The organism is Pusillimonas sp., from assembly GCF_044464525.1.
GTDB lineage: Bacteria > Pseudomonadota > Gammaproteobacteria > Burkholderiales > Burkholderiaceae_B > Pusillimonas.
The window spans coordinates 114,440-135,693 of record NZ_JBIQLE010000003.1; the positions used below are offsets into that span (position 1 = coordinate 114,440).

The window sequence follows — 21,254 nt, forward strand, 5'->3', positions numbered from 1 at the left end:
ATTCTTAAGCAATGAAACTTCTGTACTCTAAAATACGCCATGCCAAGGCGCTGGACAGTAAACCTGTCGGCCCACCCAGGCACCTACAACGTCAAGCCTAAAGCAGAATCTATGTCATCGTCCACACCTACCGTCGTCCGCACCCGCTTCGCCCCCTCGCCCACCGGCTATTTGCATCTGGGCGGCGCACGCACCGCCTTGTTTTCATGGGCGTACGCCCGTCATCATGGCGGCGTGTTCGTCTTGCGCATAGAAGACACCGACCTCGAACGCTCTACGCCCGAGGCGGTGCAGGCCATATTGGACGGCATGCAGTGGCTGGGCATGGAGCCGGACGAAGGGCCGTTCTATCAGATGCAACGCATGGACCGCTACCGCGAGGTGATCGACCAGATGCTGCGCGAAGGTTCCGCTTATCTGTGCTACAGCAGCCCCGAAGAGGTGGAAGCCATGCGCGAGCAAGCCCGCGCAGCCGGCCGCAAGCCACGCTATGACGGAACCTGGCGGCCCGAACAGGGCAAAACCCTGCCCCCGGCCCCCGCCGATCGCAAGCCGGTAGTGCGCTTCCGCAGCCCGCTCGAGGGCGCTACAAGCTGGGACGACGTGGTCAAGGGCCCCATCAGCTTTGACAACGCCGAACTGGACGACCTGGTCATCGCTCGACCTGACGGCACGCCCACATACAACTTCTGCGTTGTGGTCGACGACTGGGACATGCAGATAACCCATGTGTTGCGCGGCGACGACCACATCAATAACACCCCGCGCCAAATCAACATCCTGCGCGCACTCGGCGCGGAACTGCCGCGCTATGGCCACCTGCCCATGATCCTCGGACCCGATGGCGAGAAGCTGTCGAAGCGCCATGGTGCGGTTAGCGTCATGGATTACGACAAGCAGGGTTACTTGCCCGAAGCCATGGTCAACTACCTTGCCCGCCTGGGCTGGAGCCACGGCGACGACGAGCTGTTCAATCGCGAGCAACTGATCGAATGGTTCGACACGCGCAGCCTCAGCAAATCGGCGGCGCAATGGGATCCCAAGAAGCTCAATTGGGTCAATGCCCACTACATCAAGCACAGCGAAGACGCTGACCTGGCCGCGCTTGCGGCGCCACGCATCACACGGTTGGGCGGCGACCCCAAAGCGGTCGACCTGGGGGCTGTCATGGCCCTGCTCAAAGATCGCGCGGAAACGCTTAATCAGCTGGCCGAAGGCGCCATGCTGTTTTGCGCGCCGCCCGCTCCGGTGGATGCCGAGCTGGCGGCCCAGCACCTGACGCCCGAGGCGCTGGCTATTCTGGCCGACTTCGCAAACCATGCCCGCGAACTGCCAAGCTGGGATGCAGGCAGTTTGTCGGCTTTAATTCAAGAGACACTGGCGCGCCACGGCATAAAGATGCCCAAGCTGGGCATCCCATTGCGACTGGCCACCACCGGCCGGAAGCAGACGCCGGCCATCGATGCCGTCCTTGCGCTGATTGGCCGTGACACCGTGCTGCAACGGCTGGACGCAATACAGCCGGCTTAAAACACAGGCAGGCGGTAATCGCCGGGCATGCGTTTGAAACTTAGCGGGTTTTCGGGGCCTTGCAGCACCAATTGCCCGCCGCGTTCCTGCGTTTCGTATTCGTTGACGTAAATAGGATCGCCCTGCTCTACCGCCACGGCGTTCGAATGAGTGGTGCGCAACACCAGCGTTTCGTTTTCGCGGTGCCAGCAGCCGGTTTCGTTAAGCGTTTGTGGCGGCTTTCCGGCGCGCTTCAGTTGTTCGGCGTACTGCATGGTGCCATCTTGATGCAGGGTCATCAGCACATGCAGTTCGCCGGCGATGCCCTTTTGCTTATTGATGCCCAACCAGTTGCCCACCCAGGCGTCTGCGGCGTCGGCCGGTTTGCAGGCCTGTTGATCTTCGACCGGGGGCTCGGTGCCGGACAGGCCGGCGCAGCCTGTCGCCAACATCGCAGCCAATGTCAGTGCCGCCCAGTGCCGCCAGCCGACGATCGCGCTTCTTGTGTGCATTCGCTCTGTGTTGTTGCTCATGGAGTCTCCTGGTTGGCCGGCGCTGGTCATGCCTGGTGGTGTCATGGCGCCCGGCATAACCACAAGCGCCGTACGGCTACGAGCATAAACACGCCAAGCCCATCCTACAATGCAAGCCAGCCCACATTCTATAGACGGAACCGCGCCATGGACTACTTCCTCTTGCTTCTGTTTCATCTTTTTGCAGCGATTTTGTTCGTGGGCACGGTGTTCTTTGAAGTATTGATGCTGGAAGGCATACGTCGGCACGTTCCCCGAGATGCGATGCGGGCGGTTGAATCAGCCATTGGGCAACGTGCACGCCGGATCATGCCTTTCGCGATCGTCATCCTTTATGCCGCTGGCGTGGGCATGGCATGGCGATACCGCACGGTTCTGGCCCAGCCTTTTGACAGTACGCTGGGCACACTGCTCAGCTTGAAGATTCTGCTTGCACTCAGTGTGCTGGGGCACTTTATCTACGCGGTCAGGATGGGAGCGCTGGGGCGGCTTAAGTCACGGCAATCGCGTCTTATCCACCTTAGCGTTTTTGTCCATGTGGTGGTTATTGTGTTTCTTGCCAAGGCTATGTTTTATCTGAATTGACAGTATGCGTCGAAGGCTGGCGAAGACAGGCGCTTGGCTCATAGTTCGATACAAAAAATTTTTCGTGGGTCATGCGGCGACGCACAATGCCCGCAAGGCGACGGCTGGCGCGCCTTAGCGTAAAACCCATGTTGCACAGCCGCTTGAACATGCATAACTGCAGAAAAAATCAAGTCCTGAAAGCGCTTGCCTAGGCTGTACGTAATCACTACAATTAGTGGCTGAAACAATAAAAACCACAACATATAGTGGTCTAGACCAAAAGAGCGGCCAATATAAACAAGCCCGCCGGCACACCCACCCCATCCAAATTCGCCCTTCCCGCCGCACGCCGGCGGGCTATTGATTCCCAGGAGCCTTCATGCAGACCGACACCAGCGCTGAGTCCCGGCCAGTAACTGTTCCTCCGTCCTCGCCCGCCTCCAATGGCCCGGCTGAAGCCGGCGGCCAATGGCACAACTTCAACATCATTCGCCGCAACGGCGCCGTCGTGGGGTTCGAACCCAGCAAAATTGCCATCGCCATGACCAAGGCCTTCCTGGCGGTCAATGGCGGTCAGGGCGCGGCATCCGCCCGGGTTCGCGAACTGGTCGACCAGCTCACCTCGCAGGTCGTCAATGCCCTGGTGCGCAACCGCCCCGGCGGCGGCACCTTCCATATTGAAGACATCCAAGATCAAGTCGAACTGGCTCTCATGCGTTCGGGCGAGCACGATGTTGCGCGCGCCTACGTCCTGTATCGCGAAAAGCGCTCGCAAGAACGCGCTCGCGCCGGCCAGCAAGAAGCGCCTGTCGAAAAAAGCACGCTGAACGTTAACGACAACGGCGTGATGCGGCCGCTCGACCTCTCCGAGCTTCGCACTACCATCGAAGAGGCCGGCCTGGGTCTGCCGATCCAGATCGATGTCGATGGCATCCTCAAGGAAACCGTCAAGAACCTCTACGACGGCATCCCCGTCGACGAAGTCTACAAATCGGCCATCCTGTCGGCTCGCGCCATGGTCGAGACCGACCCCGCGTACAGCGTCGTTACGGCAGGCCTGCTGCTGCACACCATCCGTAAAGAAGTCTTGGGCCAAGAGGTCGCCCAATCGGCCATGGACGAAGGCTACGCCGAATACTTCCCCCGTTTCATCAAGACGGGTATCGAAAATGGCTTGCTCGATAAAAAGCTAAGCCAGTTCGACCTGCCCCGCCTGGCTCGAGCCCTCAAGGCAGAGCGCGACCTGCAGTTCAACTACCTCGGCCTGCAGACGCTTTACGACCGCTACTTCCTGCACGTGCGCGGCCGTCGCATCGAACTGCCCCAGGTTTTCTTCATGCGCGTGGCGATGGGCCTGGCGCTTAACGAAATCGAACGCGAGGCCCGGGCCATCGAGTTCTACGAAATTCTTTCGTCGTTCGATTTCATGAGCTCGACCCCGACGCTGTTCAACTCGGGCACTTTGCACTCGCAGTTGTCGTCGTGCTATCTCACCACTGTCTCCGACGATCTCGAAGGCATTTACGATGCCATCAAAGAGAACGCACTGCTGGCCAAGTACGCCGGCGGCCTGGGCAACGACTGGACCCCTGTGCGCGCGTTGCGCAGCCACATCAAGGGCACCAACGGCGAAAGCCAGGGCGTCGTGCCGTTCCTTAAAGTGGTCAACGACACGGCGGTGGCGGTCAACCAGGGCGGCAAGCGAAAGGGGGCTGTTTGCGCCTATCTGGAAACCTGGCACCTCGACATCGAAGAGTTCCTCGAGCTGCGCAAGAATACCGGTGACGAGCGCCGCCGCACCCACGACATGAACACGGCCAACTGGATCCCCGACCTCTTCATGAAGCGCGTCATGGAGAACGGCGACTGGACCCTGTTCTCGCCCTCCGACGTGCCCGATCTGCATGACAAGTACGGCATCGAGTTCGAAAAGGCCTATACAGCGTATGAGGCGAAGGCGGCCAGTGGCGAACTGCCCCTGTTCAAGACCATCCCCGCCACGACGCTCTGGCGCAAGATGCTGTCAATGCTGTTTGAAACCGGCCACCCATGGCTTACCTTCAAAGACCCTTGCAACATCCGCTCGCCGCAGCAACACGTGGGTGTCGTGCACAGCTCCAACCTGTGCACCGAAATCACGCTCAACACCAGCGAAACCGAAATCGCGGTGTGCAACCTGGGTTCAATCAACCTGTCCGCCCACCTCAAGCAGGACGCCGGCGGCCAGTACGTGCTCGACCACGATAAGCTTCAGCGCACCATCGACACGGCCATGCGCATGCTCGATAACGTCATCGACATCAACTATTACGCCGTAGCCAAGGCGCGCAACTCCAACGTACGCCACCGCCCCGTCGGCATGGGTGTCATGGGCTTCCAAGACTGCCTGCACATGATGCGCGTTCCGTTCGCCTCGGATGCGGCCATCGAGTTTTCCGACCGTTCGATGGAGGCCGTGTGCTATTACGCCTACTGGGCCTCCAGCAAGCTGGCCGTCGAGCGCGGCTCGTACGCCACGTTCAAGGGCTCGCTGTGGGACCGCGGCATCCTGCCCCAAGACACGCTTGCCATGCTGCGCGAGCAACGCGGCGGCTACGTCGAAATCGACGAAAGCAGCACGCTCGACTGGGACACGCTGCGCAACCACATCCAGCAGAACGGCATGCGCAACTCGAACTGCATCGCCATCGCGCCCACTGCCACCATCTCGAACATCATTGGCGTCTCGCCATGCATCGAGCCCACCTACCGCAACCTGTACGTCAAGTCCAACCTGTCGGGCGAGTTCACGGTGGTCAACGACTACTTGGTGCGCGATCTCAAAGAGCGCGGCCTGTGGGACGAAGTCATGGTCGCCGATCTCAAGTATTTCGACGGCAGCCTGGCCCGCATCGACCGCATTCCAGCCGATCTGCGCGAGCTCTACGCCACGGCATTCGAAGTCGACCCCAAGTGGGTGGTCGAGTGCGCGGCACGTCGCCAGAAATGGATCGATCAGGCGCAGTCGCTCAACATCTTCATGGCGGGCGTATCGGGCAAGAAGCTCGACGACACTTACAAGCTTGCATGGCTGCGCGGCCTGAAAACCACGTACTACCTGCGCTCCAGCGGAGCCACCAACGCCGAGAAATCCACCGGACGTGGCGGTGAGCTCAACGCCGTCTCCAACGGCAACACCAGCAGCGTGGCTGCGGCGGTTCCCGCCGCGGCCCTGCCCGAAGCCGAGCTTGTAGGTGAAGTGTGCACCATGCGGCCCGGCGATGACGGCTTCGAAGAATGCGAAGCCTGCCAGTAATAGATAGAGGTTAAATACTATGTTGAATTGGGACGACACCCCTCAAACTCCGGCCGCCCCAGCGGCGCAGCCGGCCACAACAAACAACCGGCCCTCGCACGTGGCCGACGACACCGCAATGCCCGCACCCGCGGCGCCGCAGGCCAATACGGCTCAGTCAAGCACGGCTCCAGCGGGCGGCATCGGAGGCGGCACCGGCCAGCGTGTGCGCGCGGCCGATAAACGCATCATCAATGGCGAAACCGACGTCAACCAACTGGTGCCCTTCAAATACAAATGGGCCTGGGAAAAATACCTATCCACTTGCGCCAACCACTGGATGCCGCAAGAGATCAACATGTCGCGTGACATCGCCCTCTGGAAAAACCCAACCGGGCTCACCGAGGACGAACGCCGCATCGTCAAGCGCAACCTTGGTTTCTTTGTCACGGCTGATTCGCTTGCCGCCAACAACATTGTCCTGGGTACCTACCGGCACATCACTGCGCCGGAATGCCGTCAGTTCCTGTTGCGCCAGGCCTTCGAAGAAGCCATCCACACACATGCGTATCAATACATCGTCGAAAGCCTCGATCTGGACGAAGCGGAAATCTTCAACGCGTATCACGAGGTTCCCTCAATCCGCGCCAAAGATGAATTCCTTATTCCGTTCATCGACGCCATCGCCGATCCGCACTTCGAAACCGGCACGCCCGAAGCCGATCAAACGCTGCTCAAATCGCTCATCGTTTTTGCTTGCTTGATGGAAGGCCTGTTCTTTTATGTTGGTTTTACGCAAATACTTGCGTTGGGCCGTCAGAACAAAATGACAGGCGCCGCCGAGCAGTACATGTACATTCTTCGCGACGAATCCATGCACTGCAATTTCGGCATCGACCTTATCAATACGATCAAGCTCGAGAACCCGCATCTCTGGACTCCGGCCTTCCGCGAAGAAATCCAAGGCTTGTTCAAAAAGGCTGTAGACCTTGAATATGCTTACGCTGAGGACACTATGCCGCGTGGCGTGCTTGGTTTGAACGCATCGATGTTCAAGTCTTATTTGCGCTTCATCGCCAATCGCCGCTGCCAGCAAATTGGTATCGAGCCGTTGTTTGCGCAAGAAGAAAACCCCTTCCCATGGATGGCCGAGATGATCGATCTCAAGAAAGAGCGCAACTTTTTCGAGACACGAGTTATCGAATATCAAACTGGAGGAGCTCTTAGCTGGGAATAATGCTTGGAGACGTCAACTCCTTACGTTAGACTCTAGGCGTGCAAGGTGCTGGCATCTTGCACGCTTGCGCCATTTGAGATGGGTCGCACCCTTTCGTGGGGGCCATATCAAATGGGTGAACGTATCTCTACGATTCATTCTCAAGGAGCTTGACCATGGCAACAGCCAAAAAGGCCGCAAAGAAAGCGGCTGCGAAGAAAGCAACAGCAAAAAAAGCAGCAACGGCCAAGAAAGTAGTCGCCAAGAAAGCAGCACCCGCCAAGAAGGCCGCCATCAAAAAAGTAGCAGCCAAGAAAGCACCCGCCAAGAAAGCGGTTGTTAAAAAAGCAGCAGCTAAAAAAGTGGCAACTAAAAAAGTCGCCGCAAAGAAAGCAGCTGTTAAGAAAGTAGCAGCCAAGAAAGTTGCAGCCAAGAAAGTAGCCGCGAAGAAGGTCGCTGCCAAGAAAACGGCAACGAAAAAAACTGCAGCGAAAAAGGTCGCAACCAAGAAAGTAGCGGCAAAAAAAGCGGCAACTAAAAAAGTGGCAAGCAAGAAAACCGCAGCCAAGAAAACAGTTGCTAAAAAAGCCGCAGCTAAAAAAGCGCCTGCCAAAAAAGCCGCGGTTAAAAAGGCCGCCGCCAAAAAGGCAGTAGCAAAAAAAGCGCCCGCCAAGAAAGCCGCGGCTAAAACCGCTGCCGCCAAGAAGTCTGGAGCCAAGGCAAACGCCAAGGCCAAGAAAGCGGCGACCAAGGCAACGCCCGCCAGTAAAACTGTAAATCCAGCGGCATCGTGGCCCTTCCCCACCGGCGGCCGTCCCTGATACACGGCCCCGACAGAAGCAAGCCTCACACTGCCCGGCACGCCGGGCAGTTTTTCTATCCAGCCGAAACTGCAGTCATGCGACAATAGCGTTTTGCAACTTATTTAAATCATGAAACCATGATCAGCGGCATACTCGGATTCGTCTTTGACATTGTTTTCTTGCTGTTCGGCATTGCCTTGATATTGCGTGCCTGGGCCTATGCGATACGGCTTCATCCGTTCAATCCGTATTCGCAGGCCATCATCCGCCTGACCGATTGGCTGGTACAGCCAATGCGCAAGCTGATTGCGCCGCGCGCAAAGGTAGACCTGCCCAGCTTGCTGGCCTGCTGGCTGACCGCGCTGGTGTATCTGCTGGCCACATGGATAGTCCTGACAGGCCAGCTACCCATGGTTCAGTCGCTGCTTCCGGCCGTGCTCGCCAGCCTGCTAACCGTCCTGAAATGGACACTGAATCTTGTCGTATGGATGACACTGATCCAGGCGGTGTTGTCATGGGTCAACCCAATGGCGCCCATCATGCCGGTGCTGCATACGCTTACAGCTCCGCTACTTGACCCCATACGCCGCATCATGCCCAACCTGGGCGGCCTCGATCTATCACCGCTGGTGCTGCTGGTGCTTGCGCAAATCGCCATGATGGTCGTGCAGCGCTTCGCTTTCGCAGCGCTTGCCGTCTAGGTTGGCCACATTAAACAGATCGGCCGCCCTATAAGATATAAAGGCCGATTACAGCGGCGCACGCGCAACCCGTGCAGCTTCATGCGCCGCCGGGCCGGCCCGCACAAAAAAAGCCCCAAAGGTTGAACAAGCGTCCAACTTTTGGGGTGCGGTTCAGAATAGCAAGCCGTTAACAGGGCGTGTGCCTGCCGGGCAACCATGCCCGGCTATATGGGCGCGCAGTTACGGCGGCTTGCGCACAGACGGCTTTACATGGGCACGACTCGAGTCGGCCCTCCTCCGCTTATCATGCGCACACGCTGACCAGACGAAAGTGCGACATCGGCCTCTTGGGCCACCACTCGCGTCTCGCCGTTATCGAGTTGAACGGTAACTTCGAGGCCTTGCTTCTTGCCCACCTGGCTTTCGACCGTATTGCCCAACAGGCCGCCCAAGATGGCGCCGCCGACCGTGGTCAATGCCCGCCCTGAACCGCCGCCGATTGCGTTACCGGCCACGCCGCCCAGCGCACCGCCGGCGATCATGCCGGCGCCGCTGGACTTTTCGTCTTGAATGGTGATGGCGCGCACGGACACCACCGTGCCGGTGCGTACGATCTGTTCCTGTTGCGCTTGACCGTAGGTGTATACCGAACTGGAAGCCGAGCGGTTTGCGCAACCGGCCACAACGGCCAGCGAAGCGGCAACAACCGTAACGGCCAGAAGGCGACGATACGCAGGGCGCATGGACGCTGGGCCGGAACGCATTGCAGATGATGAACTCATGTAAGACTCCTTGCTGCGCACAGCCTTTGGCTCAAGGCAGGGCGACGCCATAATGTTGTTTCAGCATGGCACCGATTTCGGTGCGAGCGGGTTGATGGTTTTGTGGTCCCTTGGAAGAGATTTTAATAGCGCCCATAACATTCGCCAAGCGACAGGCATCAACCAGTGACCAATCGTTAACCAAGCCGTAAAGCAATCCCGCCCGGTGCGCATCACCGCAACCGGTCGGGTCGACGACCTCCTCAGCCTTGATGGGCTCGATGTGGGTGGCGGTTCCGCCGGCGTACAGCGTCGCGCCTTCGGCCCCACGCGTCACTACCGCGGCGCGCAGGCCTTCGGAAATTTCCATAATGCTGCGCCCCATGCGCTGCTCAATGACACTGGCTTCGTAATCGTTGGCAGTAAGCATTTGCGCCATCTCGAGCATGCGCTGCAGATTATCGCCGTCGAACAGGGGCATGGCTTGCCCCAGATCGAATATGAAGGGCGTGCCCTGAGCCTTCAGGCGCTCAGCATTGGCGAACATGCCTTCCTTCGAATCGGGCGCCACAATAGCCCACGCGGCCTGCGTGCCGCTAAGATCGTTCTCGAACGAGCGGGACATCGCGCCGGGGTGAAAAGAAGCGATCTGGTTGCTGTCGAGGTCTGTCGTGATAAAGCACTGCGGGGTGAACATGTCGGGCAGCACCCGCACCAGCGAGGTATCAATGCCCAGGCGTTGCATGTATTCGAGATAATCGCCGGCATCGACGCCCACCGTTCCGACCGGCGCCACATCGGCGCCCAGCAGACGAAGGTTGTAGGCGATATTGCCCGCGCACCCGCCATACTCCTTGCGCATCGAAGGCACGAAAAAAGAGACGCTAAGCGACTGAATATTGCCGGGAAGAATGTGATCCTTGAAATGCCCTTCGAATACCGTAATGGTGTCGAAAGCCACAGAGCCGCAAACCAGAATTTTGTTGGACATTACCATCCTTACGGAAAGAATCTATCAAGTTGATAACCATTGACCTGCACGCCGCTGGCCGTCAGGGGCACAGATACCCGAACCTCGCTTCTGGCCGGAAATGGCCGCTCCTGAGACAGCTCGGGCAGGTAGTCGGATGGCGCAAGCAACCGCCTTACGGCGACTGTGCCAGAGAAATCAACCAGTTCGACCGATAGCGTCGGCCACTGCTGCGGCCTCTCGTAGTTATTTCGCAGCACGACGTTAAGCATCATTCGGCTGTCGTCTTCGTTCGCGTTTTCGCTGTCGCGTACGGCCTGCAAAGACGAATCCATGATGGCAATCTGGGCAATGCGGCGCGGATAGTCCACCGTGCAGCCCAGGGGTTCGCAGTAGTATTCGAGCGCCGGCCGCAAACGAGGAAACTCGCTGGCCAGCTGGACGCGGTAAATATATGCCGCCTGCAGCAGCGCCGCCGCCACTCCGAGCAGCACCAGAATGCTCCAGAACACGCCGCCCAAGCCAAGACCTGGACGCTCATCGTCATGAATGAACTCTGGTCCCGCTTCTCGACCTTGGCGTGGCTCGACATATAGCCCGGCGTCCTCATTCGAATATGCCTTTGTCTCGCGCGGCATGCCGGGCTCACCCACGGTGTGCCTCGTGTCGTTGAGGCTGCGGCCCCTGTCCGGCAATGTATGAGGGTCTGGCTCGCTCAAGCCCGGCCCGGAGTCGCGCGCAGTGAATGTGCCGGGCTCGCTTGCCGTGCCTCGTACGCGAATGGACACACCCGGCTCGGCTCGCGAAGAAGCCGGCTGGGCCTTCGTGGCGGAGACAACAAAATGAGGCCCGTCCGAAAAAATGTGAGATTGAGCCGCGGAAAACTCCGGCTCGGCTGAAGACAGCCTGGGCTCGGCCGGCGCCGAAACCGTCGGGGTCGCAGCCCGAGAAACGGAGGGCTCAGCACCAGCCGAAGGTACGACAGCTTCGTAGGCATCGAAGATATGGGCGCAGTTTGCGCAACGGACATAACCTTTGCGCAGTTGCAGTTGCTGCAGGCTGACCGGAAACTCGATGCTGCATTCAGGGCAGCGAGTGGTTAAATCCATAAGCAGTTACCAGAAGGCCTTCGTCAGGCGCGCCGCCCGCTCAGGCACACCCAACCTTCGCGCGCACGCCACACGCTCATGTCGAGCCATGACGCATAAGCGCCGGCAACCTCGTCGGCCTGGCGTTCGAGCACACCCGACAGCACGAGGCTGCCTCCGGGGGCGACCCGATTGGCCAACATGGGCGCCAGTACTTTAAGCGGGTTGGACAGAATATTGGCCACCACGACCTGGAACTGGCCGCCGGGCAAAGCGTCGGGCAACATGGCACGCAAGTCGCTGTGATTGACCTGGGCATTGTACTCTGTGGCCTTTACGGCCTGTTCATCGATATCGACCCCAATCGTGGGGCCCGCGCCCAGCAACTTTGCGGCAATAGCCAAAATACCCGATCCGCAGCCATAGTCGAGCACCGATTGATCCTTTTTCAGATTGGCTTCCAGCCATTCGAGGCACAAATGGGTGGTGGGATGGCTGCCCGTGCCGAAAGCCAAACCCGGATCGAGCTCAATATGGATCGCCTCCGCCAAGCCCGGCTTTGCAGCCTGGGCCACGGCGGGATCGTCGCGGTGCCAGCTGGGAACGATCCAGAGCCGTTCGCCAACCTGGATAGGACGGAACTGCGCTTGAGTCAGCTTGACCCAATCGGCATCCGGCACATCACGGGTGCTCCAGGCACTGGCGATAAAATCGTATCCGCTCGCTGCGCCGGCCTGCTCGAGCACCTGCTCGGGATCGACGCCGTCGGGCAGCAACGCCACGATGCGATTGCGCCGCCAGGCATGGACTTCAGGCTCGGAGCCCGGTTCGCCGAACAAAGGCTGTTCCGCCTCGGTGTCGCTGTCTGCGTCTTCGACCGAAACGGAAAGCACTCCCGCCTCAAGCAGTGCGTCTGACAGGGCTTCTGCTTCGGCTTCCCGGCAGTGCAAGACGAGTTCACGCATGATTATTTCCTGGAAAGACCTGGTGCATTGTGGAGTTTATGGCAACACACCTGTCTTCTGTGGCTATGAGCGCTGTGACAGCTTGTGCTCAAGGTAATGAATACTTGTACCACCTTCAATGAAACGCGCATCATGCATTAGTTCGATATGTAGGGGAATATTGGTCTGAATACCTTCGACCACCATCTCGGACAAGGCGATGCTCATGCGCGCAATTGCCTGCGTGCGCGTGTCGCCGTAGGTAATCAGCTTGGCGATCATTGAGTCGTAGTGGGAAGGCACGGTGTAGCCGCTGAACACGTGCGAATCCATGCGTACGCCCGGGCCGCCCGGCGTGTGCCAGTTGGTGATCTTGCCGGGGCTGGGCGTGAACTTGAAAGGGTCTTCGGCGTTGATGCGGCACTCGATGGCGTGGCCGCGAAACTGTACGTCTCGCTGGCGCAAGGTGAATTTTTCGCCGGCGGCAATTAAAATCTGTTGAACGACCAGGTCAATGCCCGTGACCATTTCGGTGACGGTATGCTCGACCTGGATGCGGGTGTTCATCTCGATGAAGAAGAACTCGCCATCTTCGTACAGGAATTCAAACGTGCCCGCCCCGCGATAACCCATCTTGCGGCAGGCGTCCGCGCAGCGTTCGCCGATGCGTTCGATGAGGCGGCGTGCAATGCCCGGCGCAGGAGCTTCTTCGATAACCTTTTGGTGACGGCGCTGCATTGAACAATCGCGCTCGCCAAGCCACACGGCGTTGCGTCCACCGTCGGCCAGCACCTGTATTTCGATATGGCGCGGGTTCTCGAGGAATTTCTCCATATAGACTTCGGGGTTGCCGAACGCGGCGCCGGCCTCGTTTCGAGTCATCGAAACGGCGTTAAGCAGCGCAGCCTCGGTGTAGACCACGCGCATGCCGCGTCCGCCGCCCCCGCCGGCCGCCTTGACGATGACCGGATAGCCAATGTCGCCGGCGATACGTTTGATTTCTTCGGCATCGTCGGGCAAGGCGCCGGGGGAACCGGGCACGACCGGCACGCCGGCCTCAATCATGGTTTGTTTGGCGCTGACCTTGTCTCCCATCATGCGGATGGTGTCAGGACGCGGGCCGATGAAGACAAAACCGCTTTTCTCGACGCGGTCGGCAAAATCGGCGTTTTCCGCCAGAAAGCCGTAGCCGGGATGAATGGCCTCGGCGTCGGTGACTTCGGCAGCCGAAATTAATGCGGGCATGTTCAGATAGCTGTCGCGTGCGGACGCTGGTCCGATGCATACCGCCTCGTCGGCCAAGCGCACATACTTGGCATTGCGATCGGCTTCGGAGTAGACCACGACGGTCTTGATGCCAAGTTCGCGGCAGGCCCGCTGAATGCGCAGGGCGATCTCGCCCCGGTTCGCGATGAGGATTTTTTCAAACATGGATCGTTCAGCCGATGACAAACAGGGGTTGGCCGTATTCGACGGGCTCGCCGTTCTCAACCAGGATTTCTTTGATGACGCCCGCCTTGTCGGCTTCGATTTCGTTGAGCAGCTTCATGGCTTCAATGATGCACAAGGGCTCGCCGTCTTTGACCGATTGGCCGACCTCGACGAAAGGCGAAGCGCCCGGGTTAGGGGCCCGGTAAAAGGTACCCACCATGGGTGCTTTGACGATGTGTCCCTGGGGAGCGGCCGGCGCTGCGGGTGCGGCTGCCGCGGCGGGTGCCGGCGCGGGAGCTGCCGCCGGCTCGGGCGCATAGACCATGGGCTGCGGCGGAGGCGGCGGCACCGACTTGACGATGCGCACTTTGCCATCGCCTTCGGTAATTTCGAGTTCGGCAATGCCGGATTCAGCAACCAGGTCGATCAGGGTTTTGAGTTTTCTGAGGTCCATACAGACTTTTCCATGTCATTTCACCATAGCCTGCACTGGCCTGCGGCGAAAGAAATATTGATAAAAACAAAAACGATATGCGGAGCTTAACCGGCCATAGCGTGGTGCAAGGCGGCTTCGTAGCCAAAAGAGCCAAGGCCTGCAACTACCCCCAAGGCCAAATCGGACAGATAGGAGTGATGGCGAAACGGCTCTCGTTTGTAAACATTGGACAGGTGCACTTCGATGAACGGTATCGAAACCGCCGCCAAAGCGTCGCGCAGCGCCACGCTGGTATGAGTGTAGGCTGCGGCATTGATGATGATGAAATCGGTGCCATCGCCGGCCGAAGCCTGGATGCGATCGACAAGCCGGCCTTCGTGGTTGCTTTGAAAGGTCGAGCAGTGCGCTCCGTTGTCAGCCGCCACTTGCTGAAGGCGGGCGTCGATTTCGGCCAGTGTCTGACGACCATAGATCTGGGGTTCACGCGTGCCGAGCAGATTCAGGTTGGGGCCGTGCAAGACAAGAATGTTTCGGGCCATGTTGATTTTGTTCAAGAGTCAGAACGTCTTTTTACGCCAAAAGGGTGTGTTTGTCCATGAAATCCATTGTTTTTGCTGCGTTCTACGCCTATAGACCCTGGATGATTTTTTCTAGTTCGGCGGGTTTCACCTGGCCCAATATAGTTTCGGAAGCCTGCCCGCGGGCGTCGTAGACAACAGTAAACGGCAACCCTCCGGCACGGTTGCCCATGGCACGCATTCGCTCTATTCCGCCATGACCGATCATGAGCAGGGGATAGCTTACCTGCACCTTTTCGTTGAATTTGCGCACATTGACCGCGGTATCCACCGCTAGCCCCAAAAAATGCACATCGGGATACTTCTGGTGCAGCTCTTCGAGATCGGGCATCTCATTAACGCAAGGCGGGCACCAAGTGGCCCAGAAGTTAACCACTACCGGTTTGCCAAGCCACTGCCTGAGCGGCTGTTCGACGCCGTCGACGTCGGGAAGCTTTTCGGAAAAAAGGGAGTCGGCCGCCAATGCGGGCAGCGGAAGCGCAAGGGCGAAACCCGCGCCGGCAAGAGAGCCGGCACGCAGAAGAAAGGCGCGCCGATTCATGGCGCTGCCAGAAAAGTGGATTTTTTCATCATGATTAACGATTTTAGCATCGCAGCCGGCCCGGGAAGCTCTGAATAATTCAGGCGCCTGGACGGCGCGATGCCTTGCGGGAAGATTTCCCGGCGCCGGAATCACTACAATACCGCCTGGAGGAACACCATGCATCTACACATATTGGGAATCTGCGGCACGTTTATGGGCGGCCTGGCGCTGATCGCCCGGGCAGCCGGCCATACCGTGACCGGATGCGACGCCGGCGTATACCCGCCCATGAGCACCCAGCTCCAAGAGCAGGGGATCGAGCTGATCGAGGGATTCTCGGCCGACCAAACTGCCCTGCGCCCCGATTTGTACGTCATCGGCAACGTGGTCAGCAGGGGCAACCCGCTGATGGAGGCCATTCTCGACCAGGGCCTGCCTTACACCTCGGGCCCGCAGTGGCTCGGCGAAACTGTGCTGGGGGGCCAGCACGTACTGGCCGTGGCTGGCACCCATGGCAAGACCAGCACCAGTTCGATGCTGGCCTGGATCATGCTCGAGGAAGGCCTCGAGCCCAACTTCCTGATCGGCGGCATCGCGCCAGGCCTCGGCGTCTCTGCCCGTTACAGCCCTGACAAAACGTTCTTCGTCATCGAGGCCGACGAATACGACACTGCATTCTTCGACAAGCGCTCGAAGTTTGTGCACTATCGGCCGCGCACCGCAATTTTCAATAACCTGGAATACGATCACGCCGACATCTTCCCTGATCTGGCTGCCATCCAGACTCAATTCCATCATTTGGTTCGTACCATCCCGTCCACCGGGGCCATCATACGGCCACAGCATGACGAAGCCTTGGATGCAGTGCTGCAACAAGGCTGCTGGACGCCTGTGCAAACCTTCGGGCCGGGAGGCCGCTGGAGCGCCCGCGACGCAGGCGAGCATCCCACGCATTTCGTGGCGCAGGTGGATGGCCGCGACGCAGGCACGGTGCAGTGGGATCTGGGTGGCGCCCACAACCGCTTGAACGCGCTGGCCGCGCTGGCCGCGGCGGAACAAGCGGGAGTGACGGCCGAGGCCGGTGTCCGCGCGCTGTCGTCTTTTAACGGTATCAAGCGCCGCATGGAGCTGCGCGGCACCATTCGCGACATCGCCGTCTATGATGACTTTGCACACCACCCCACCGCCATTGCCACAACAGTGGACGGGTTGCGGCGCCAGGTGCGCAAGGCCCGCATACTTGCCGTGCTCGAACCTCGCTCGAACACCATGAAGCTGGGCGCGATGGCGGCACGCCTGCCCGAAGCATTGGACCAGGCCGACCTGGTGTTTTGCTATGGCGAAACCCAGGGCAAGCACGCCCTGGGCTGGGATCCCGCCCAGGTGCTGGCGCCGCTGGGCGAGCGCGCCTTCGCGCATTCCGACCTGGAGACCATGGTGGCTGCAATCGCCGACCGGGCCCGGCCAGGGGATTCGATCCTGGTGATGAGCAACGGCGGCTTTGGCGGCGTACATCAAAAAATCCTCGACCGCCTGGCCGGCTCGCCCGGAGCGACATGATGATTCTATATCTGCATGGGTTTCGCTCTTCACCCGACTCGACCAAGGCCCGCATGCTGGCTTCGGCTTTAAGCGAGCGAGGCCGGAAAGACCAGTGGTTCTGCCCCCAGTTGCCGGCCAGCCCTGCACAAGCAGTCGCTTTAGCCCAAGCCCTGGTCGAACGGCACGGCGGGGCGGACCCAAGCCAAGCCTTGACCGTGATCGGCTCGTCGCTGGGCGGCTATTATGCAAGCTGCCTGGCCGAAAAATACCGCTGCCGGGCAGTTGTCCTGAACCCCGTTGTTCACGCTGCGCGCGATCTGGCGTCCCAGGTCGGCGAGCACACCCAGTACCATAGCGACGAACCTTTCACCTTCTTGCCCGAACACGTCGAAGAGCTGGCACAAATGGCGATCGAGCGCCCTCGCGATCCGGCCCGCTATTTCCTGCTGGCCGCCACGGGGGACGAAGTGCTTGACTGGCGCGAAATGGCCCAGTGGTATGCGGGTAGCCATGGCCGAATTATCCAGGGCAGCGACCATGGCATATCGGACTTCGAGCAATGGCTTCCCGAAGTACTGAGCTTTGTATTGGACCCGGACCATCGCCAAACCGAAGCACAAGGTTCAACCGAATGACTTTGTCCGTATAGCCCCGCCCGCGTAGTTCTGTTTTTCCGCCGCGTTTCGAGTTCCCGTCACGCCTTCTTATTACAATTACCTCGGTGTCCCCCCACCCTATCAATCGATTTATGTACGTTCTCTACGAAGACAGCGGAAACTTCAAGGCCGGAAGAATCTTCTCCGAAAGCGACTCCACGCTTCAGGTGGAAGCCGCCACAGGCAGGCGAAGCAAGATTAAAAAAGCCAATGTGCTGTTCTCGTTTGAACAGCCCGAACCCGCAGCCCTATTCGAGCAGGCCGAAGCCCAGGCGCAGGCGCTGGACATTGGTTTCCTGTGGGAATGCGCGCCGCAGGAAGAGCTCGACGCCGACGACTTCGCCCAGGAATATTTTGGCCATGCGCCGGACGCGGTGGAAAAGGCGGCGTTGATATTCGCCCTGAACAGCGCCCCCGCTTATTTCCATCGGCGCGGCAAGGGCCGTTACCGTCCTGCGCCACCCGACATTCTCCAGGCTGCTCTGGCCGCCATAGAGAAAAAGCGTGTTCAGGCCGAACAGCAACAACAATGGACCGACCAGATGGTGGCCGGCCAATTACCGGACGCCATCGCCCAAGTGGCCAAGTCCCTGCTTACCCGTCCGGACAAGAACACCTTGGAATGGAAGGCGTTCGAAGCTGCTTGTTCACAAACCGGCTCCACCCCCGAAGAGCTGCTTCTGCGCTTGGGCGCCTGGCCACATGCGCTTGCTTTGCACCGGCACCGCTTCCTGTCGCAAAACTTCCCAAAGGGAACAGGTTTTCCAGCCTTTGAACCGCCCTCGGATGACTGGAATTTTCCTGTTGCCGACGTCGAAGCCTATTCTGTGGACGATGCATCGACCATCGAAGTGGACGACGCGCTGTCCATCCAAACGATTTCGGAAGACATCGTACGCGTCGGCGTGCACATTGCAGCGCCGGCCCTGGCCATCACCCGGGGCAACGCACTGGACGAGATAGCTCGAGCCCGGATGTCGACGGTATACGTGCCCGGCGAAAAAATACCGATGTTGCCCAATGCACTGATTGAGCGCTTCTCGCTGAACGCTGACGGCCCCCGCCCGGCGCTGTCCCTGTATGTCAAGGCCGATCTAAACAGCGGTGAAATCCTGGAGTCTGAAACCCGGGTGGAAATGGTGCACGTGCGTGAGAACCTGCGCGTGCACACGCTTGACGACCTGGTCACGGAAGCGGCGCTGGACGATCCGCACGCTGAATTGCCATACGGCCATTGGCTGCGGCCGCTGTGGCGCCTGGCCAAGGCGCTGAGCGCGCAGCGCGACGCCATTCGGGGCAAGACGGAAAACAACTCTCGTGTCGAATATTCCTTTCGCCTTGACGGCCCCCCCGACGACCCGAACAGCACCGTGCACATCCTGCCGCGACGCCGCGATGCGCCGCTGGATCGCCTGGTTGCCGAATACATGATTCTGGCGAATAATTTGTGGGGCGGGTTACTGGCGCAGCACGGAGTGCCGGGCATCTACCGTTCGCAGCAAGCGGGGCGCGTTCGCATGTCAACGCAATCGTTGCCGCACGAAACCATCGGGGTTCCGCAATACATCTGGTCAACTTCCCCCTTGCGCCGCTACGTCGACCTGGTCAACCAGGGGCAAATCTTGGCGGCAGCCGAGCACGGGGTTTCCGCCCGCCTCGTGGCGCCCTTCAAACCCAAGGAGGCTGATCTGTTTGCCATCATCGGCGCATTCGATTCGCAATACTCCGTCTGGAACGACTTCCAGAACAATATGGAGCGCTACTGGTGTCTGCGCTGGTTGCAGCAGCATGGCGTCAAGCAGGTCCGGGGCCAGGTCTTGCGCGATGATCTCGTTCGCCTCGACGCCATCCCGCTGGTCACACGCGTGCCGGCCTTGCCCGAATTCGAGCGCGGCCAGGCTGTAGAACTGGAAATCATGGGCTGCGACGAGCTGGCTGTCGAACTGCAGTGCCGCTACATAGATACAGCCGGCCCCTGACCACCCATGAAAACCGCTACCGGCCCTTTGCTGATCTGGACGCTGATCTCGCGGCCGCAAGGCCGTAGCGGCTACCTGCCTCTGGCCCTGGCAATTTCCATCTGCGCTCACGCCGCCTTGCTCGCGCTGCGTTTCCAGGCTTCCGTACCGGCGCCCGTTCACTCCGACAGCCGGCTCGAAGTCACACTGGTCAATGCACGCACCGAGACAGCGCCGGCTCAGGCGCAGGTTATCGCCCAGCAACAGATCAACGCAGGAGGGGACGGCGGCGACACCGTCGCAGCCTCGCCCTTGCCTCGCACAGCGGCCGACTCCCCCGACCAGGTGGTGCTGGAAGCCTTGCGCAAGCGTCAGGCCCAACTTGAATCAGAGCAAGAGCGGCTGTACGCACAGCTGCAAGCCATGCAGATCGTGCCCGAGGCCCGTGACAGGCCAGACCTGCTGCAACAGTCGGACATCGCAGGCGAAGACGCGCTGATTCAGGAAAGCCTGGTGCTTAATGCCCGCATCAGCGCGCTAAAGGAAAGGATAGAACGCTACAACGCCCAGCCCCGCCAACAATTCGTGGGCCCGGCTGCACAGGAAGCCGACTATGCCCAATACGTCGAAGCCTGGCGCCAGCAGATTGAAATAGTCGGCACCGAGCACTACCCGGCCGAAGCGCGCGGAAAGGTCTATGGCAAACTTCGGTTGACGGCCTACATAAAAAGCAACGGCGACTTGCTTCGCATCGAAATCGACCAACCCTCTGAACACGCCGTACTGAACCTGGCCGCCCAGCGCATTGTCCAGCTGGCCGCGCCCTTTGCTCCGCTGCCCGAGGCTGTGGCAAGCCAGACCGATGTGCTGGCCATCACCCGCACCTGGCACTTTACTCATAACCGTCTGTCTACCGAGAACCCATGAACGATAGCGCCCCCTTGCGGCATTTCGCCGTAGTCGGCAACCCGGTCAAGCACAGCCGCTCGCCGGCCATTCACGAACAATTCGGCCGCCAGACCGGCGTCACATTGCAATACGGCCTGCTGGAAAGCCCGCTGGACGGCTTCGTCCACTGCGTGGGCGATTTCTTCAAAAATGGCGGCCGAGGCCTGAATGTCACCGTCCCATTCAAAGAAGAGGCTTACGCTTTATGCGGCAATGGTCTTTCCGAGCGCGCAAGGCTGGCGGGCGCCGTCAACACATTGTGGATGGAAGATGGAAAACTACGTGGCTGCAACACCGATGGGGTGGGCCTGCTGGCCGATATTGCCCGGCAGGGCGTCTCTATCGAAAACAAGCGCGTATTGCTGGTCGGGGCCGGCGGCGCGGCGAAGGGCGCCCTGTTCCCCTTGTTGAAGGCCGGCTGCGCATCTCTTCGCATCGTCAACCGAAGCGCGGACCGCGCACACAGCCTTAAGAGCCACGCGCTCGGACAGCTTCCGCAATATGAAGGAAGACTTTCAGCGGGCGGACTGACCCGGGCTCACGGGGAATGGGACATTGTCATCAATGCCACCTCAAGCAGTCTGGCGGGCCAGACGCCCGAGCTGATTGGCGCTGCTTATGCTGCCGAGGCGCTGGCGTACGACATGATGTATGGCCCACAACCCACGCCGTTCATGGCGCAGGCCAGCGCCAGAGGCGCAGGCCTTATCGCCGACGGCTTGGGAATGCTGGTGGAACAGGCTGCCGAAGCCTTCTTCATTTGGAACGGCGTGCGGCCCGATCCGGCACCCGTGCTGGCAGCGCTGCGTGCCGGCATGAAAGGAAGCTGACGGC

20 protein-coding genes are annotated in these 21,254 nt (G+C 59.7%); 11 read left to right on the forward strand and 9 right to left on the reverse strand.

Features of this window, described 5'->3' with window-relative positions; all coding sequences use genetic code 11:
• Positions 1–111 precede the first annotated feature (111 nt).
• Positions 112–1,530 (forward strand): glutamate--tRNA ligase, encoded by a 1,419-nt coding sequence (gltX, locus tag ACIY1O_RS02835; RefSeq protein WP_397473559.1) that lies wholly within the window; start codon positions 112–114, stop codon positions 1,528–1,530.
• Here gltX and ACIY1O_RS02840 read toward each other — a convergent pair.
• Positions 1,527–2,042 carry a hypothetical protein gene (locus ACIY1O_RS02840; protein ID WP_397473560.1) on the reverse strand — a complete coding sequence of 172 codons (516 nt, stop codon included), beginning with the start codon at positions 2,040–2,042 and terminating at the stop codon, positions 1,527–1,529. The two genes, gltX and ACIY1O_RS02840, sit on opposite strands and share 4 nt — an antisense overlap.
• 147 nt (positions 2,043–2,189) lie before the next feature.
• Here ACIY1O_RS02840 and ACIY1O_RS02845 point away from each other — a divergent pair, with 147 nt between their 5' ends.
• From ACIY1O_RS02845 to ACIY1O_RS02865, 5 genes are all read left to right on the forward strand, one after another.
• A complete protein-coding gene (locus ACIY1O_RS02845; protein ID WP_397473561.1) occupies positions 2,190–2,627 on the forward strand; it encodes a CopD family copper resistance protein in 438 nt (145 codons plus the stop codon).
• Between the two features lie 361 nt (positions 2,628–2,988).
• Positions 2,989–5,904: a ribonucleoside-diphosphate reductase subunit alpha gene (locus ACIY1O_RS02850; protein WP_397473562.1), complete on the forward strand. Its 2,916-nt coding sequence runs from the start codon at positions 2,989–2,991 to the stop codon at positions 5,902–5,904.
• A 19-nt stretch (positions 5,905–5,923) separates the two neighbouring features.
• The gene (locus tag ACIY1O_RS02855) at positions 5,924–7,120 is read left to right on the forward strand and encodes a ribonucleotide-diphosphate reductase subunit beta (RefSeq protein WP_397473563.1); all 1,197 of its coding nucleotides are present in this window, start codon (positions 5,924–5,926) and stop codon (positions 7,118–7,120) included.
• Positions 7,121–7,275: 155 nt separating this feature from the next.
• Entirely contained in the window at positions 7,276–7,920 is a 645-nt protein-coding gene (locus ACIY1O_RS02860) for a histone H1-like DNA-binding protein (RefSeq protein WP_397473564.1), read from the forward strand.
• Between the two features lie 119 nt (positions 7,921–8,039).
• Entirely contained in the window at positions 8,040–8,603 is a 564-nt protein-coding gene (locus tag ACIY1O_RS02865) for a YggT family protein (RefSeq protein WP_397473565.1), read from the forward strand.
• A 248-nt stretch (positions 8,604–8,851) separates the two neighbouring features.
• Here ACIY1O_RS02865 and ACIY1O_RS02870 read toward each other — a convergent pair whose 3' ends face one another.
• The 8 genes from ACIY1O_RS02870 to ACIY1O_RS02905 all read right to left on the reverse strand — a co-directional run bounded on the left by ACIY1O_RS02870 (position 8,852) and on the right by ACIY1O_RS02905 (position 15,334).
• On the reverse strand, positions 8,852–9,367 hold the full coding sequence (locus tag ACIY1O_RS02870; RefSeq protein ID WP_397473566.1) for an outer membrane lipoprotein: 516 nt from the start codon (positions 9,365–9,367) through the stop codon (positions 8,852–8,854).
• A 31-nt stretch (positions 9,368–9,398) separates the two neighbouring features.
• Positions 9,399–10,337 carry a carbohydrate kinase family protein gene (locus ACIY1O_RS02875; RefSeq protein ID WP_397473567.1) on the reverse strand — a complete coding sequence of 313 codons (939 nt, stop codon included), beginning with the start codon at positions 10,335–10,337 and terminating at the stop codon, positions 9,399–9,401.
• Positions 10,338–10,345: 8 nt separating this feature from the next.
• Positions 10,346–11,425 carry a zinc-ribbon and DUF3426 domain-containing protein gene (locus tag ACIY1O_RS02880; protein ID WP_397473568.1) on the reverse strand — a complete coding sequence of 360 codons (1,080 nt, stop codon included), beginning with the start codon at positions 11,423–11,425 and terminating at the stop codon, positions 10,346–10,348.
• A gap of 23 nt (positions 11,426–11,448) precedes the next feature.
• Positions 11,449–12,369, reverse strand: a complete 921-nt coding sequence (gene prmA, locus ACIY1O_RS02885) for a 50S ribosomal protein L11 methyltransferase (RefSeq protein ID WP_397473569.1) — start codon at positions 12,367–12,369, stop codon at positions 11,449–11,451.
• 63 nt (positions 12,370–12,432) lie between these two features.
• Complete coding sequence (gene accC / locus ACIY1O_RS02890; protein WP_397473570.1) at positions 12,433–13,779, reverse strand: acetyl-CoA carboxylase biotin carboxylase subunit; 1,347 nt, start codon at positions 13,777–13,779, stop codon at positions 12,433–12,435.
• A 7-nt stretch (positions 13,780–13,786) separates the two neighbouring features.
• Positions 13,787–14,233: an acetyl-CoA carboxylase biotin carboxyl carrier protein gene (gene accB, locus ACIY1O_RS02895; RefSeq protein ID WP_397473571.1), complete on the reverse strand. Its 447-nt coding sequence runs from the start codon at positions 14,231–14,233 to the stop codon at positions 13,787–13,789.
• Positions 14,234–14,319: 86 nt separating this feature from the next.
• Positions 14,320–14,754: a type II 3-dehydroquinate dehydratase gene (gene aroQ / locus ACIY1O_RS02900; RefSeq protein WP_397473572.1), complete on the reverse strand. Its 435-nt coding sequence runs from the start codon at positions 14,752–14,754 to the stop codon at positions 14,320–14,322.
• 88 nt (positions 14,755–14,842) lie between these two features.
• Positions 14,843–15,334: a TlpA family protein disulfide reductase gene (locus ACIY1O_RS02905; protein WP_397473573.1), complete on the reverse strand. Its 492-nt coding sequence runs from the start codon at positions 15,332–15,334 to the stop codon at positions 14,843–14,845.
• A gap of 159 nt (positions 15,335–15,493) precedes the next feature.
• On the opposite strand from ACIY1O_RS02905, the gene mpl reads away from it, so the two are divergent.
• The 5 genes from mpl to aroE all read left to right on the forward strand — a co-directional run bounded on the left by mpl (position 15,494) and on the right by aroE (position 21,250).
• On the forward strand, positions 15,494–16,876 hold the full coding sequence (mpl, locus tag ACIY1O_RS02910) for a UDP-N-acetylmuramate:L-alanyl-gamma-D-glutamyl-meso-diaminopimelate ligase (protein ID WP_397473574.1): 1,383 nt from the start codon (positions 15,494–15,496) through the stop codon (positions 16,874–16,876).
• Positions 16,873–17,493 (forward strand): YqiA/YcfP family alpha/beta fold hydrolase, encoded by a 621-nt coding sequence (locus ACIY1O_RS02915; protein ID WP_397473575.1) that lies wholly within the window; start codon positions 16,873–16,875, stop codon positions 17,491–17,493. The genes mpl and ACIY1O_RS02915 overlap by 4 nt, the downstream gene beginning before the upstream one ends.
• Positions 17,494–17,606: 113 nt before the next feature.
• On the forward strand, positions 17,607–19,493 hold the full coding sequence (locus ACIY1O_RS02920; RefSeq protein WP_397473576.1) for a ribonuclease catalytic domain-containing protein: 1,887 nt from the start codon (positions 17,607–17,609) through the stop codon (positions 19,491–19,493).
• Positions 19,494–19,499: 6 nt separating this feature from the next.
• Complete coding sequence (locus ACIY1O_RS02925) at positions 19,500–20,399, forward strand: energy transducer TonB (protein ID WP_397473577.1); 900 nt, start codon at positions 19,500–19,502, stop codon at positions 20,397–20,399.
• The gene (gene aroE / locus ACIY1O_RS02930; protein ID WP_397473578.1) at positions 20,396–21,250 is read left to right on the forward strand and encodes a shikimate dehydrogenase; all 855 of its coding nucleotides are present in this window, start codon (positions 20,396–20,398) and stop codon (positions 21,248–21,250) included. Before ACIY1O_RS02925 ends, aroE begins: the two co-directional genes overlap by 4 nt.
• The last annotated feature ends 4 nt before the right edge of the window (positions 21,251–21,254 follow it).